We start from the raw sequence: 13823 nt of genomic DNA, 5'->3' as shown, positions 1-13823 counted from the left end.
TGAGCGCAGCGAGCAAATCAATGACACAGCGCCATCGGGCATGACCGAGACGATCGCCGGCGAGGCGCAGTCATGACCGAACCGAAGCCCCCGGCCGTCCCCAATGTCACGGTGGCGGCGAGCACCAACCGGTCCGGCACCATCTCGGTGCGCGCCACCGATCAGGGCATGCCGGTGGAGATCAAGTTCGAGCGCAGCGAATACCGTTACGGCGCACAGACTCTGGCGGACGAAATCCTGCGGCTGACGAAGCGCTCCACCGTCGCTGCCCGCGCCCGCAGGCGCGAAGTACTCGCCGAGGCCGGCCTGCCCGCCGACATTCTGGACCGGCTCAACCTACCGACCCGCCAGGCTGCGGTGGACGAACTCGACCGGATCGATGACGCCGACACGGGACCCACGAGCTGGATGAGGCCGGTATGAGTGAGCGAAGCATCGACACCGTCGCCCCTGCGATCATGACGGAACCGAGCGCCGGGGAGGCGCAGTCATGAGCGCGGAGATGGACGCTCTCGTCGCCAACGCGACGCAGAAGTTGGAGGCATTGGAGGCCGCGCTCTACGGCCTCAAGCAGGTGCGCGGCCGGTTCCGCACCGAGGACGGCGCGGTCAGCGCCGAGGTCGACAGCGATGGCGCGCTGGTCGCGCTGACCCTGTCGGAATCGGTCACCACGCTGCCTCCCGCCGAGGTCGGCCAGCTCATTGTCTGGGCCTGTAAGCAGGCCGCGGAGGACGCGGGCACCCAGCGCTCGAAGGTCGTTGCGACACTGAACGAGTCGTTTGTCCCGGCCGCCGAGGGGGCTCAGGGAACAATTGGGGGCGGGCCGGATAGTGCCTGACGCGGAAGGTCGATAGGCTTCCGCTCATGGCTTCTGGAGACATCGTCCCGATCGAGCTCGGCCTGACCGACGGCGATCTCGTCACCCTGTGGGCACCGCGCTGGCGCGATGGTGACGACGAGTGGGAGGCGTTCCTCGGACACGAGGACTCCCTCTACGGTTTCGAAACCGTCGCGGAGCTGGCCGCCTTTATCCGGACCAACTCCGACAACGACCTCATCGACCATCCGTCGTGGAAGGTCGTCGCCGGTCTTTCTGCGGTGGAGCTGGAGCCGGAGGAGAACTTCACCTTCGATCTGGTCGCGGTGCCGGAGCTGGCCGCGGGCGATCCCGATGTCGATACCATCGCGGAGCTGGAAGACACCCTCGCCATGGTCCGCAACATCGGCGAGGTGTGCGAACTGGAGACGGTGACCAAGTTCTTCGGTTCGCACCCCGTCCTCGGCGCGCTGCCGGGTGGGGTGAGCGCCTTCGTCGGACGTGACGGCGAAGATTTGTGGGATCAGATCGGCGCCGCCATCGCCAAGGGCTGGGACGACGTCCTCGATGCCATCGACTCCGTGGTGCAGACCCCGGATGTCGACCCCGAGGCCGTCGCTGTCGCGGAGGCGGAGCTGCTCGCCGCCGAGGAGAACGTCGTCGACGCCGACGACGCGGCCGACAGCGAGGAAGAGGAAGAGTTCGAAACCGTCGACCTCGACGCGGACGACGAAGACGAAGAGGACGAAGACGAGGACGAAGAGGACGAGTCGTTCTGGCACGAGGTCGGCATCGACCCGGTCAAGATCGTCACCGCCGACGGCAACTACTTCACGCTGCGCTGTTACCTCGACGACGAGCCGATCTTCCTCGGCAAGAACGGCTCGATCACCGTCTTCGGCTCCGAGCGGGCGCTGGCTCGCTACCTGGCCGATGACCACGAGCACGATCTGTCGCGGGTGAGCACCTACACCGATGTGCAGACCGCCGCCGTCGACGGCTCGCTCGAGGTCGAGGTCACCGACGAGAATGTCTACGTGCTGCCCGGCCTGGCCGACGATCTGGCCGAGGGCCCGGAGGCGGTCGATGTCGAGCAGCTCGATCTCGCGGTCGAACTGTTCACCGACGCCGCCGACTATGCTGATGACGACACCGTGGAGCAGGCGCTCGCCCAGTCCAACCCGCTCGGCTGGTACGTCTCCTACTTGCTGAACCCGGACCCGAACCGGATGGCCCCCAACCCACCGTTCACCGCCGAAGCCCAGAGCTGGCGGGAGCTGGAGCGCAACTTCGAGAGTCGGCTCGCACCGCAGTGACCGTTCGAACGCTCCAAATTCCCGCTCGATTCAACGGCCCGCCCGGCTCCGGCAACGGTGGCTACGTGGGTGGGCTGCTTGCCGCGCAGCGCGACGATGCCGCGGTGACGGTGATCCTGCGCAGCCCGCCGCCGTTGGACACCGCGCTGCAGATGCGTGCGGGCCGGTTGTACGACGGCGACACCCTGCTCGCCGAATCGCGAGCGGGTGAGTTCGAACGGGACGCCCCGCAGCGCGTGTCGTTCGACGACGCCGAGGCCGCCGCCAGCTCCTACCAGAGCAACGAACTGTTCGCGCACTGCTTCGTCTGCGGCAGCGCTCGCACCGATGGCCTGCGGATTCAGGCGGGCGTTGTCGGCGACAGATTGGTCGCCGCACCATGGGTTCCCGACGATTCGCTGCCGCTGGAGACCGCCGTGCTGTGGGCCGCGATGGACTGCCCGGGCGGCTGGTCGCTGCCGGGGATGTTCGAGCGGCCCGCGGTGCTCGGCTCGATGACCGCCACCGTGCACGCACTGCCCGAGATCGGCGAACGGTGTGTGGCCGTCGGCGAGAATCACGGCGAACAAGGCCGCAAGTCCTTCGCTTCGACGGCCGTGTACGGTGCCGACGATCGACTACTCGGCCGGGCCGAGCAGATCTGGATCCGCCTCAACTGAGCCGGACCGCGCGCGCCCGGCAAGCCGGACCCGCGCGAAAGCCCTTGCCACCCTGGCTATCCGAGCAAAACTGCGTACCCCGGCTTGATGATGTCGTCGATGATGCGCAGACGTTCCGGGAACGGGATGAAGGCCGACTTCATGGCGTTGATGGTGAAACGTTCCAGGTCGCTCCAGCCGTAGCCGAAGGTGTCGACCAGCTTCGCCATCTCCTTGCTCATGCTGGTGTCGCTCATCAGCCGGTTGTCGGTGTTGACGGTGACGCGGAAACGCAGTCGGGCAAGCAGGTCGAAGGGATGCTTGTCCAGCGAGGGGACCGCACCGGTCTGCACGTTCGACGACGGACACAACTCGAGCGGAATCCGCATATCGCGCACATAGTTTGCGACCAGGCCGAGGCTGGCGTCCTCGATCGCGCCCGGCACAGCGATGTCGTCGGTGATCCGCACGCCGTGGCCGAGCCGGTCGCAACCACAGAAGGCGAGGGCCTCGTGGATCGAGGGCAGACCGAAGGCCTCACCCGCGTGAATGGTGAAGTGCGCACTGTTGGCGCGCATGTATTCGAAAGCATCGAGATGTCTACTCGGCGGGAAACCCGCTTCCGCGCCCGCGATATCGAAACCGCCGACGCCACGATCACGGAAACGCACGGTGAGCTCGGCGATCTCCCGCGAGCGCGCCGCGTGCCGCATGGCGGTGAGCAGGCAGATCACCACGATCGGGCGGCCCTCCGCCGCGGCCGCCGCCTCGCCCTCGCGGAAGCCGGCCAGGGTGTGCTCGACCACCTCGTCCAGGGTCAGGCCGCGCTCCAGGTGCTGTTCGGGCGCGAAGCGCACCTCGGCGTACACCACGCCGTCGGCGGCCAGGTCTTCCGCGCATTCGCGAGCGACCCGGCGCAAACCCTCCGGTGTCTGCATCACCGCGACGGTGTGGGCGAAGGTTTCCAGATAGAGCTCCAACGAACCGCTGTCGGCCGCGTCGCGGAACCACGCGGCCAGCGCCGTCTCGTCGGAGGCGGGTAGGTCGTCGTAACCGCAATCGGCGGCGAGCTCCAAAACCGTCGCGGGTCGCAGGCCACCGTCGAGGTGGTCGTGCAGCAGCGCTTTGGGAGCTTGGCGGATCGAGGCAAGGGTCAAAGGCATCGGTCCTGTCATGACCACACGTTAGCTGCATGTCACCGCTGCGGCAGCCCACTTGGTGCGCGTCGTCACTTGTGATTGCCCTCTCGGGCGCGCCGCCGTAGAGACGTCGACCTCATCCTCATTGCTCGAGTGGCCGTTCGCCGCCGGGTGCGGTAATTGGGGCCACGCACCGAAACCGCCGCCGACGTGATGGCGTTCGCGACCGGCCGCATCCGGCATCCGGTTGCGGTGACGACGGGTTCCCTTGGCAGCCAAGGCATTCGACCGATATGCGTGCCAACGTCGGCACATCAGGAGGCCGCCGATGATCATGGTGGCGGAGCAGACTTGTTGTTCCGGGGCCGACAAGTCAGGCGGGCAGCGACGGTGGGCAGCCCGGCAAGCGCAACCATGTGGTCGGCGGCATGGCGATGCCCACGTCGGCGCGGGCGCGGCAAGGCTGGTAGCGACACTCGGTACGGGATCACGGTCGGCCCCGGAGATGCCGATCGAGTCAGTGACCGATTCGTCCGAGAATCAACGGCGTGTCCAGCTTCGGTCCCACCTCATCGATCGTGATAGCTCCTTCCAGCGCCGCGACAGCGCCGGAGAACGCCTCCGGAGTATCGGTATGCAGGGTGAGCACGGGTTGGCCCGCGGTGACAGAATCACCCGGCTTGGCATGCATCTCGATGCCCGCACCGGCTTGCACCGGGTCGCCCTGCCTGGCGCGGCCCGCGCCGAGCCGCCATGCGGCCATACCGACACCCATGGCGTCGAGGCCGGTGAGCACCCCGTCGTGCTCGGCACGCACGATTTCGGTGTGCTTCGCGCGGGGTAGCGGCGCGTCCGGGTCGCCGCCCTGTGCCTGGATCATGGCGCGCCAGTGGTCCATGGCGCGGCCGTCGGCCAGTGCATCGGCGGGGTCGACGTCGAGCCCGGCCTGCGCGACCATCTCCCGAGCCAGGGTGAGAGTCAGCTCGACGACATCGGCAGGACCGCCGCCCGCGAGCACCTCCACCGACTCGGCGACCTCGAGCGCATTGCCCGCGGTGCGTCCGAGTGGAGTGTCCATCGCGGTCAGCAGCGCGACCGTTCGCACGCCCGCGTCGGTGCCGAGTTCGACCATCGCCGTCGCCAATTCGCGTGCGCCCTCGATGGTCTTCAAGAACGCGCCCGCGCCGACCTTCACATCCAGCACCAGCGCGGCGGTGCCCTCGGCGATCTTCTTGCTCATGATCGAACTGGCGATCAACGGAATGGATTCGACGGTCCCGGTGACATCGCGCAACGCGTAGAGCCGTTTGTCCGCGGGAGCCAGATCGGCGCCCGCCGCGCACACCACGGCGCCGATGTCGGGATCTGTCAATATCTCGCGCATCCGCGGCACTGTCACATCGGCCCGCCAGCCCGCGATGGCCTCGAGCTTGTCCAGCGTGCCGCCGGTGTGGCCGAGCCCACGCCCGGACAGCTGCGGCACCGCCGCACCACAGGCCGCGACCAACGGCGCCAACGGCAGCGTGATCTTGTCCCCGACGCCGCCCGTCGAATGCTTGTCCACCGTCGGCCGCGGCAGATCGGTGAAGTCCATCCGACGGCCGGAGGAAATCATCGCGGCGGTCCAGCGCGCGGTCTCGCGCCGCGTCATCCCCCGCCAGACAATGGCCATCGCCAACGCGGCCATCTGCTCGTCAGCCACCGCCCCCTTGGTGAATCCGTCGACCACCCAGTCGATCTGCGCGTCCGACAGCTCCCCGCCGTCCCGCTTGGTGGTGATGATCGAAACCGCGTCCCATGCCGTCACAGCCGCCAGTCTGGCACGGGACACGTTCGAGCCCTGGTTCCTGCCGGTGGCCTCCGATAGCCTCGCCGCATCATTCGTTCGAGGGCTGGGGCCGATAGTTACTGCTGCCCGGCGTCCAGGTCGTCGGGACCGAAGGCATCGGGCAGCAAGGTTCGCAGCGCAACGGGTCCGGACTTGTGGTCGATCAAAAGATCGGCGCCGCCGTGCTCATGGAGCAACTGCCGGCACCGCCCACAGGGCATCAGGATTTCGCCGCGAGAATCGGCCACAGAGACCGCTATCAAGCGGCCGCCACCACCCGAAAATAAGTTACCGATGAGTACGCATTCGGCACACAGGCCCAACCCATATGAGACATTTTCCACATTGCATCCGCTTACAATTCGACCGTCGGCGCTGAGCGCCGCCGCGCCGACCGGGAACCGCGAGTACGGCGCATAGGCGTTGCGCATAACTCGAATTGCATTGTCGCGCAATATATTCCAGTCGATTTCCGACATCGACGACCTCCCGTGAACCAGCCCGAATCAGGCCGCGCGAGGACTGCCGCGCAACCCTTCACGCATCAAGAAAGGTAAACCTAACTCTCCGGAATGTCGCGCAACGCACGGCACGCCGAATTAGTTCCGGCATTGCGAGGGGATTAGAGTCCACAACAGATCGGTTCAGGTTCCCGGCGGCGGGCCCCGCGTTAGCTCTTTGGCACAGCAAAACGCAGCCACCTGGGCATTCGCCCCTTTTTGCATGCCGGCGTCGGATCTGTAACCGGGTCCATCAACGACGTTGGAGGCGACCGCACTCTATGACCACGATAGAAGCTCCGGCACAGCCGAAGCGGAAGACGCTGTACCGAGGCGACCCCGGAATGTGGTCCTGGGCGCTGCACCGGATCACCGGTGTCACCATCTTCTTCTTCCTCTTCGTGCACGTCTTGGACACCGCACTGGTTCGGGTCAGCCCCGATACCTACAACGAGGCGATCGAAACCTACAAGAACCCCATCGTCGCGCTGATGGAGATGGGCCTTGTCGTCTGCGTGCTGTTCCACGCGCTCAACGGCGTCCGCGTGATCCTGGTCGACTTCTGGTCCAAGGGACCGAAGTACCAGCGTCTGATGCTCTGGATCATCCTCGCGGTCTGGTTCCTGCTGGCGGTACCCGCGATCGGGCGTCAGTTCTTCTACCTGTTCACGGAGCACTGATCACTATGAGCGCACCCGTTATCGGTAAGTCCTATGACCGGCCCGCGAGCCTCGATCTGCCGCGGTCCCCGCGGTCGCGGTCGAACGGCAACTTCGAGAAGTACGCGTGGCTGTTCATGCGGTTCTCCGGCCTGCTGCTGATCGTGCTCGTGCTCGGCCACATGGCGATCATGCTGCTGCTCGACGGCGGCGTGAAGCGACTGAACTTCGCCTTCGTGGCCGGTCGCTGGTCCAGCCCGTTCTGGCAGCTCTGGGACCTCACCATGCTGTGGCTGGCTCAGCTGCACGGCGGCAACGGCCTGCGCACGGTGATCGCGGACTACTCCCGCAAGGACTCGACCCGGTTCTGGCTGAACACCGCGCTGGCCATCTCGATGGTCCTCGTGGTTGGCGTCGGCACCTACGTCATCTTCACCTTCGACCCCAACATCAGTTAGGAACAGGCCACCTCCGATGAGTGAGCGCAGCGAACGAATCATCGACACGGCGTGTTTCACACATGCCGGAACTGAGCGCAGCGAGGTGCAGGCATGAGTGAATCGCGGATTCAGGAGCATCGCTACGACGTCGTGATCGTCGGTGCCGGTGGCGCCGGCATGCGCGCGGCGATCGAGGCCGGGCCCCGGACGCGCACCGCCGTGCTGACCAAGCTGTACCCGACCCGCAGCCACACCGGTGCGGCGCAGGGTGGCATGTGCGCCGCACTGGCCAACGTCGAAGAAGACAACTGGGAATGGCACACCTTCGACACTGTCAAAGGTGGTGACTACCTGGTCGACCAGGACGCCGCGGAGATCATGGCCAAGGAGGCCATCGACGCGGTGATGGACCTGGAAAAGATGGGTCTGCCGTTCAACCGCACGCCCGAGGGCAAGATCGACCAGCGCCGCTTCGGCGGGCACACCCGCGATCACGGCAAGGCCCCGGTCCGCCGCGCGTGCTACGCCGCCGACCGCACCGGTCACATGATCCTGCAGACCCTCTACCAGAACTGCGTCAAGCACGACGTGGAGTTCTACAACGAGTTCTACGTGCTCGACCTGGTGCTGACCGACTCCGACCGCGGCCCCATCGCGACCGGCGTCGTCGCCTACGAGCTGGCCACCGGCGACCTCCACGTCTTCCACGCGAAGTCGATCGTCTTCGCCACCGGCGGTTCGGGCCGGATGTACAAGACCACCTCGAACGCGCACACGCTGACCGGTGACGGCATGGCGATCGTGTTCCGCAAGGGTCTGCCGCTGGAGGACATGGAGTTCCACCAGTTCCATCCGACAGGTCTGGCCGGACTCGGCATCCTCATCTCCGAAGCCGTCCGCGGTGAGGGCGGCATCCTGCGCAACGCCAGCGGTGAGCGCTTCATGGAGCGCTACGCCCCCACCATCAAGGACCTCGCGCCGCGTGACATCGTCGCCCGCTCGATGGTGCTCGAGGTGCTCGAGGGCCGCGGCGCGGGACCGAACAAGGATTACGTCTACATCGACGTGACCCACCTCGGCGAGGACGTGCTCGAGGAGAAGCTGCCCGACATCACCGAGTTCGCCCGCACCTACCTGGGTGTGGACCCGGTGACCGAGCTGGTGCCGGTCATGCCGACCTGTCACTACGTGATGGGTGGCATCCCGACCAAGATCCGCGGCGAGGTGCTGCGCAACAACACCGACGTGGTGCCCGGCCTGTACGCGGCGGGCGAGTGCGCGTGCGTCTCGGTGCACGGCTCCAACCGTCTCGGCACCAATTCGCTGCTGGACATCAATGTGTTCGGCCGCCGCGCGGGCATCGCCGCCGCGGAGTACGCGCAGCGCTCCGAATTCGTGGACATGCCGGAGAACCCGGCGCAGATGGTGCAGGACTGGCTCGCATTGATCCTGTCCGACCACGGCAACGAGCGCGTCGCCGACATCCGCACCGAGCTGCAGTACACGATGGACATGAATGCCGCCGTGTTCCGCACCGAGGACACCCTCAAGCAGGCCCTCACCGATATCCATGCACTCAAGGATCGCTACAAGCGGATCACGGTGCAGGACAAGGGCAAGCGCTACAACAGCGACCTGCTCGAGGCCGTCGAGCTGGGCTTCCTGCTCGAGCTGGCCGAGGTCACCGTGGTCGGTGCGCTCAACCGCAAGGAATCACGCGGCGGCCACGCCCGCGAGGACTACCCGGACCGCGACGACGTGAACTTCATGCGGCACACGATGGCCTACAAGGAGGGCGCGGAGCTCATCTCCGATATCCGCCTGGACTTCAAGCCGGTAGTGCAGACCCGCTACGAGCCGATGGAGCGTAAGTACTGATGACTGCTGTAGCCGAAGCACCCTCATCACAGAAGCCCGCGCCGATCCCCGAGGGTTCGGTCATGGTCACCGTCAAGGTTGCCCGGTTCAACCCGGAGGATGACAAGGGCGCGCACTGGGAGTCGTTCCAGGTGCCGGTCCTGTCGACCGACCGGTTCCTGAACGTGCTGATCTACATCAAGTCCTACCTGGACGGCACGCTCACCTTCCGGCGCTCCTGTGCGCACGGTGTGTGCGGCTCCGACGCCATGCGGATCAACGGTGTGAACCGGCTGGCCTGCAAGGTGCTGATGAAGGACATGCTGCCCAAGGACGGCAAGTCCATCACCCTCACCGTCGAGCCCATCCGCGGCCTGCCCGTGGAGAAGGACCTCGTGGTGAACATGGAGCCGTTCTTCGACGCGTTCCGTGCGGTGAAGCCCTACCTGATCACCTCTGGTAACGAGCCGACCCGCGAACGCATCCAGAGCCAGGCCGACCGCGCCAGGTTCGACGACACCACCAAGTGCATCCTCTGCGCCTGCTGCACCACCTCCTGCCCTGTGTACTGGACCGACGGCAGCTACTTCGGCCCGGCCGCGATCGTGAACGCCCACCGCTTCATCTTCGACAGCCGCGACGAAGCCGCCCGCGAACGTCTCGACATCCTCAACGACGTCGAAGGCGTCTGGCGCTGCCGCACCACCTTCAACTGCACCGACGCCTGCCCCCGCGGCATCGAGGTCACCAAGGCCATCCAGGAAGTCAAGCGCGCACTGCTGTTCGCCCGCTAGTCCTTCCCGACCGGTTCCGTAAAACGAAGGCCGCCTCCATCGAAAGATGAAGGCGGCCTTCGTCGTTCCCGTAAGCGGGCCGCTCTCCACAGCGGGAACAAGGGATTCGGGCGGCGCGGAACCGACGGGTATCGCCTCCCGCGCCGCTGGTCACGGCAACTGCTGTAGCCCGGCGGCGGTGAGCAGGTACTCGGGGGCGCTGGTCCCGGGGTCGGCCCGAACCAGTTCCACCAGGGCGGATCCCGCTATCTCGGGGGTCAACAGGTCGCCCGATGCCTGCAGGAATTCCTCTTCGGTGCGACCGCTGCGGGCCGCGTAGGCCCGAAAGCCTCGTCTGCCCACGTCTCCGTGTGGAGTCATCCTGGGCATGATCGTCGTCACGGTGATGTCCAGGCCGGCACGGCGCGATTCATCTTGTGTGTACGCCGCGATGAAACGCTGAGTGGCCTTGGACCCGGCGTAACCACCGCTGGCAGGTGATCCGTTGATGGCGGCACCGCTGCTCACCACCACCACCCTGCTGCCAGGCGGCAGTGGCTTCAGCAGTGCCTCCCGAAGCCAGGTGAACGCGATCTTGACGTCGGAATGCCAGTTCACGGAGAAGGTTTCCCACGTCTGGTGCTGGAGCGGACGCATGACCGGGTTGGCGCCGGCGACCAGGATGAGGACCTCCGGCTCGTATCGGTCCAGCAAGCTCCATGCCGCCGTCGCGTCTGCCGCATCCGCGGTTTCGGTCCGAACGCCGGCATTGGTCGCGGCCAGCTCGGCGAGTTCAGAGCCGGTCCTGGCGACGGCGACCACGGGAGCACCCGCCTCGGCGAATGCGGCAGCGATCCCTCGCCCCAGGCCGCGACCGGCGCCGACTACGAGTGTGGTCCGGCTCGACAGGTCACTCATGGCCCGACCGCCCAGTCCCGGCCACGATCAGGTTCCGCAAACTGCCGTTGATATAGGAGCCCCACGCATCCGAACAGGCATCGAAGCATTCGTACTCCGGGACCAAACCGAAGTGCGTGAAGCGAACCTGTGTCCCTTCATCTTTCTCGGACAGCTCGAAAGAAATCCTTGTGCCCTTCCACTCGGTTCTGTCTTCGACAAAATTTGGGCCGCCTTCGACAACAAGCCACACGACCCGTTCGCCGGGGATGGATTCCGTAATCCGCTGCTTGGAATGGTGTAAATCTTGGTAGCGGTAGGTGAACTCATCGCCGAGTTCGCTGGTACCGCCTTCGATCTCCCCCGGCCACCAGCCGCGAACGTTGGTGATGGCACTGAATACTTCTTCCGGTGTTCGATCGACCGTGAAGGTGGTTGTGTAGCTTTCCGCATTCATGGTTCGCTCCATTTCCTGGTCGTGCCGGGTGTTGTTCATGCCACAACGGGTGTTGCGACAAAAGACGCGTTCTGACGCTCGAGCGCTTTGGCGGCACCGCCGAGCCAACCCTCGGCCACGGACGCCGACATCGGATCGGGGAAGATGTCCTCCTCGCCCTTCTCCAGTCCGTCGAAGATGCCTCGTGCCGCGGACTCCGGCGCGGCCTTCGGAATGTCGAAGGCCGCGTTCATGTCCGTGTCGACGGGGCCGGTCAGGACGGCATGAACGCGCACGCCCTGACCTGCCAGCAGGGCGCGCAACGATTGCGACAGGGAGAACGCGGCCGCCTTGGAGATCGAGTAGGCCGGAATCACCGGCAACGGGGCCAAGGCGGCCAGCGAAAGACCATTGACGATGGCGCCGCCAGAACGGGTGAGCAGGGGCAGGAAGGCCAGGGTCACGTCATACATGCCGTAGAAGTTGACGGCGAGGGACTGGTCGATCGCGGCACGATCGCTCACCTCGTCGTACAAACACACGCCCGCGTTGTTGATGAGAATGTCGAGGGATTCGACGCTCTCGACAGCTGCGCGAATCTGCTCGGCGTCTGTCACGTCGAGCGTCAGCGGCGTGACGCGCGCGTCCGGGTGGTCCATGGGCTGGCGTGTCCCCGCGTACACCCGCCGGGCGCCTCTGCGCAGGGCCTCCTCGACCAGCGCCTTTCCGATACCGCGGTTGGCACCGGTCACCAGCACCACTTTGTCGGCGATTGTCATCCAAACTCCTAGCAACGAATCACACTGTCGAAGAGGTAGACACCACGCCGTCGAGAAACTGGGCGCGCCGCCACCGCCCAGTTCGCGACTCGGCCGGTGTCTATACAGAGGTCGACTAGGAGAGCTGGAGAAAGATGTGACGCGAGGGTGGAGTGATGGCACGTGGTGAGCGCCGACTTGATCGCCAGGGCGCGGGCCGGAGACGGCGCCGCGTTCCGAGAGCTGACCGAACCGCACCGTCGCGAACTGCAGGTGCACTGTTACCGCATGCTCGGGTCCTTCCAGGACGCCGAGGACGCACTGCAGGACACGCTGCTGGCCGCCTGGCAAGGCCTCGACGGGTTCGCGGGCCGCGCCTCGATCCGCACCTGGCTCTACCGGATCGCCACCAACCGCTGCCTCAACGCGTTGCGCTCGGCCAGCCGACGCCCGGCCAAGGAGTGGGACATTCCCGGAGTTGAGCCGCCGGAGCCGAATCGGCTCGGCGAAGTCGTCTGGCTGGAGCCGTATCCCGATGCTCTCCTCGAGGGCGGGATCGACGTGCCCCTCGGCCCGGAGGCGCGTTACGAACAGACCGAATCGATATCCCTGGCCTTCGTGACCGCGCTGCAGATCCTGCCTGCCCGCCAGCGGGCCGTCCTCATTTTGCGAGAGGTGCTCGGATACCACGCCGACGAGGTGGCCGACATGCTCGATGTGACCGTCGGTTCGGTCAACAGCCTCCTCAAACGAGCCCGCGCGGGCCTTCAGCAGCGGCTGCCGCCGAGCGAGGATCCGGCGCCCGCGCCGCACTCACCTGCCGAGCAAGCACTCGCGGCAAAGTTCGTCAGCGCCTACCAGGCCGGCGATATCACAGCGCTTGTCGCACTGCTCACCACCGATGTCCGCGTCTCCATGCCGCCGATTCCCCTCGAATACCACGGCCGTGACGCCGTGGCCCGCTTCTACGCCAGCATCATCGGCCAGGGCCGGACCTATGACTTCGTGCCGACGCGGGCGAATGGTCAGCCTGCCTTCGGGGCCTACCTCCGCGCTCCCGACGGCATCCGCCACGCGACCGGCATCATCGTCCTCACCCTCACCGGCGACCGGATCTGCGCCATCACCCGATTCGACAACAGCGTGCTCCCACGGTTCGGGTTGCCTCGATCACTCCCCAACTGATGCTCGGCATTCACCAGAGGCCGGGGACGACGCGTCCGGTGTCGGCTCGGTAGGTGTCGTAAATTCGGCCGAGTATCTCTGATAAAGCCGTCCCTGCTCCACCCCCTGCGCAGGTCAGCCGAAGCTGCCGGTCGGCGGCTTGCCGGTCACATCGACAATGATCACCTCTGTCGTCGACGCATAGTCGTGGTTGCCGGTCGGGCGCGACCAGGCGCATGCACCACGCACTCGCACCTGTCCGGTCGGGAGCCCGCCCAGCGAGGACTGGACCGTCTGACCCGCTTCGGCGAAGGAGGTGGGGTTGTTACCGCCGAATATCTCTCCAGTGGCTTCGTTGAACGCCCAGCAGACGCCCCGGTCGTTCGGGTTGTGGAATGTCGCCGATACGGTTCCGGGCAGGGTGAAGACCTCGATCGTCGGGGGTTCAGCCCCCGGTGCAGCGGTGGCAGTGGCGCCGAAGGCGAGTGTTCCCGCCAGTACGGGTAGGGCGAGCAATCCGGCCAGTCCGAGTCGTCGATTGGTCATGATCGCCATCCTGCCATCGGCCCGGCCGGTCACAGCGATGCAGGCCGCTGTCGCT

16 protein-coding genes are annotated in these 13823 nt (G+C 66.1%); 9 read left to right on the top strand and 7 right to left on the bottom strand.

Translation table 11 applies throughout. The annotated features are described in order from the left end of the window. Positions 1-72 precede the first annotated feature (72 nt). The 4 genes from OHQ90_RS10745 to OHQ90_RS10730 all read left to right on the top strand — a co-directional run bounded on the left by OHQ90_RS10745 (position 73) and on the right by OHQ90_RS10730 (position 2792). Positions 73-423, top strand: coding sequence for a hypothetical protein (locus OHQ90_RS10745; protein WP_328409612.1), 351 nt, complete (start codon positions 73-75; stop codon positions 421-423). A 67-nt stretch (positions 424-490) separates the two neighbouring features. After that, positions 491-838: a YbaB/EbfC family nucleoid-associated protein gene (locus OHQ90_RS10740; protein WP_328409610.1), complete on the top strand. Its 348-nt coding sequence runs from the start codon at positions 491-493 to the stop codon at positions 836-838. Between the two features lie 26 nt (positions 839-864). After that, positions 865-2133, top strand: coding sequence for a primosomal protein (locus tag OHQ90_RS10735; RefSeq protein ID WP_328409608.1), 1269 nt, complete (start codon positions 865-867; stop codon positions 2131-2133). Then, positions 2130-2792, top strand: a complete 663-nt coding sequence (locus tag OHQ90_RS10730) for a hypothetical protein (protein WP_328409606.1) — start codon at positions 2130-2132, stop codon at positions 2790-2792. Before OHQ90_RS10735 ends, OHQ90_RS10730 begins: the two co-directional genes overlap by 4 nt. A 56-nt stretch (positions 2793-2848) precedes the next feature. Here the strand turns inward: OHQ90_RS10730 and OHQ90_RS10725 are convergent, their stop codons facing one another. From OHQ90_RS10725 to OHQ90_RS10715, 3 genes are all read right to left on the bottom strand, one after another. Then, entirely contained in the window at positions 2849-3946 is a 1098-nt protein-coding gene (locus OHQ90_RS10725; RefSeq protein ID WP_328409604.1) for an adenosine deaminase, read from the bottom strand. 481 nt (positions 3947-4427) lie between these two features. After that, a complete protein-coding gene (locus OHQ90_RS10720) occupies positions 4428-5717 on the bottom strand; it encodes a thymidine phosphorylase (protein ID WP_328409602.1) in 1290 nt (429 codons plus the stop codon). A 98-nt stretch (positions 5718-5815) separates the two neighbouring features. After that, a complete protein-coding gene (locus OHQ90_RS10715) occupies positions 5816-6217 on the bottom strand; it encodes a cytidine deaminase (RefSeq protein WP_328409600.1) in 402 nt (133 codons plus the stop codon). A gap of 302 nt (positions 6218-6519) precedes the next feature. Between OHQ90_RS10715 and sdhC the strand changes: the two genes are divergently transcribed. The 4 genes from sdhC (at position 6520) to OHQ90_RS10695 (ending at position 9988) form a co-directional block, all read left to right on the top strand. Further along, entirely contained in the window at positions 6520-6918 is a 399-nt protein-coding gene (sdhC, locus tag OHQ90_RS10710; protein ID WP_328409598.1) for a succinate dehydrogenase, cytochrome b556 subunit, read from the top strand. Positions 6919-6923: 5 nt separating this feature from the next. Further along, complete coding sequence (locus OHQ90_RS10705) at positions 6924-7355, top strand: succinate dehydrogenase hydrophobic membrane anchor subunit (protein ID WP_328409596.1); 432 nt, start codon at positions 6924-6926, stop codon at positions 7353-7355. A gap of 93 nt (positions 7356-7448) precedes the next feature. Next, positions 7449-9215, top strand: a complete 1767-nt coding sequence (gene sdhA, locus OHQ90_RS10700; protein WP_328409594.1) for a succinate dehydrogenase flavoprotein subunit — start codon at positions 7449-7451, stop codon at positions 9213-9215. Continuing rightward, positions 9215-9988 carry a succinate dehydrogenase iron-sulfur subunit gene (locus OHQ90_RS10695; RefSeq protein WP_328409593.1) on the top strand — a complete coding sequence of 258 codons (774 nt, stop codon included), beginning with the start codon at positions 9215-9217 and terminating at the stop codon, positions 9986-9988. The genes sdhA and OHQ90_RS10695 overlap by 1 nt, the downstream gene beginning before the upstream one ends. Positions 9989-10138: 150 nt before the next feature. Here OHQ90_RS10695 and OHQ90_RS10690 read toward each other — a convergent pair whose 3' ends face one another. From OHQ90_RS10690 to OHQ90_RS10680, 3 genes are read right to left on the bottom strand one after another with little or no spacing between them, the layout of a single operon-like run. Continuing rightward, on the bottom strand, positions 10139-10885 hold the full coding sequence (locus tag OHQ90_RS10690) for an SDR family oxidoreductase (protein ID WP_328409591.1): 747 nt from the start codon (positions 10883-10885) through the stop codon (positions 10139-10141). Beyond that, positions 10878-11360, bottom strand: coding sequence for an SRPBCC family protein (locus tag OHQ90_RS10685; protein ID WP_328409589.1), 483 nt, complete (start codon positions 11358-11360; stop codon positions 10878-10880). The genes OHQ90_RS10690 and OHQ90_RS10685 overlap by 8 nt, the downstream gene beginning before the upstream one ends. Next, positions 11357-12079, bottom strand: a complete 723-nt coding sequence (locus OHQ90_RS10680; protein WP_328409587.1) for an SDR family NAD(P)-dependent oxidoreductase — start codon at positions 12077-12079, stop codon at positions 11357-11359. Before OHQ90_RS10680 ends, OHQ90_RS10685 begins: the two co-directional genes overlap by 4 nt. A gap of 162 nt (positions 12080-12241) precedes the next feature. On the opposite strand from OHQ90_RS10680, the gene OHQ90_RS10675 reads away from it, so the two are divergent. Beyond that, complete coding sequence (locus OHQ90_RS10675) at positions 12242-13243, top strand: sigma-70 family RNA polymerase sigma factor (RefSeq protein ID WP_328409585.1); 1002 nt, start codon at positions 12242-12244, stop codon at positions 13241-13243. Positions 13244-13357: 114 nt separating this feature from the next. Here OHQ90_RS10675 and OHQ90_RS10670 read toward each other — a convergent pair whose 3' ends face one another. Then, entirely contained in the window at positions 13358-13768 is a 411-nt protein-coding gene (locus tag OHQ90_RS10670) for a hypothetical protein (RefSeq protein ID WP_328409583.1), read from the bottom strand. Positions 13769-13823: the final 55 nt, after the last annotated feature.

Origin of the sequence: Nocardia sp. NBC_00403, assembly GCF_036046055.1 — a bacterium.
GTDB lineage: Bacteria > Actinomycetota > Actinomycetes > Mycobacteriales > Mycobacteriaceae > Nocardia.
This window is presented reverse-complemented; position numbering and strand designations above follow the sequence as displayed.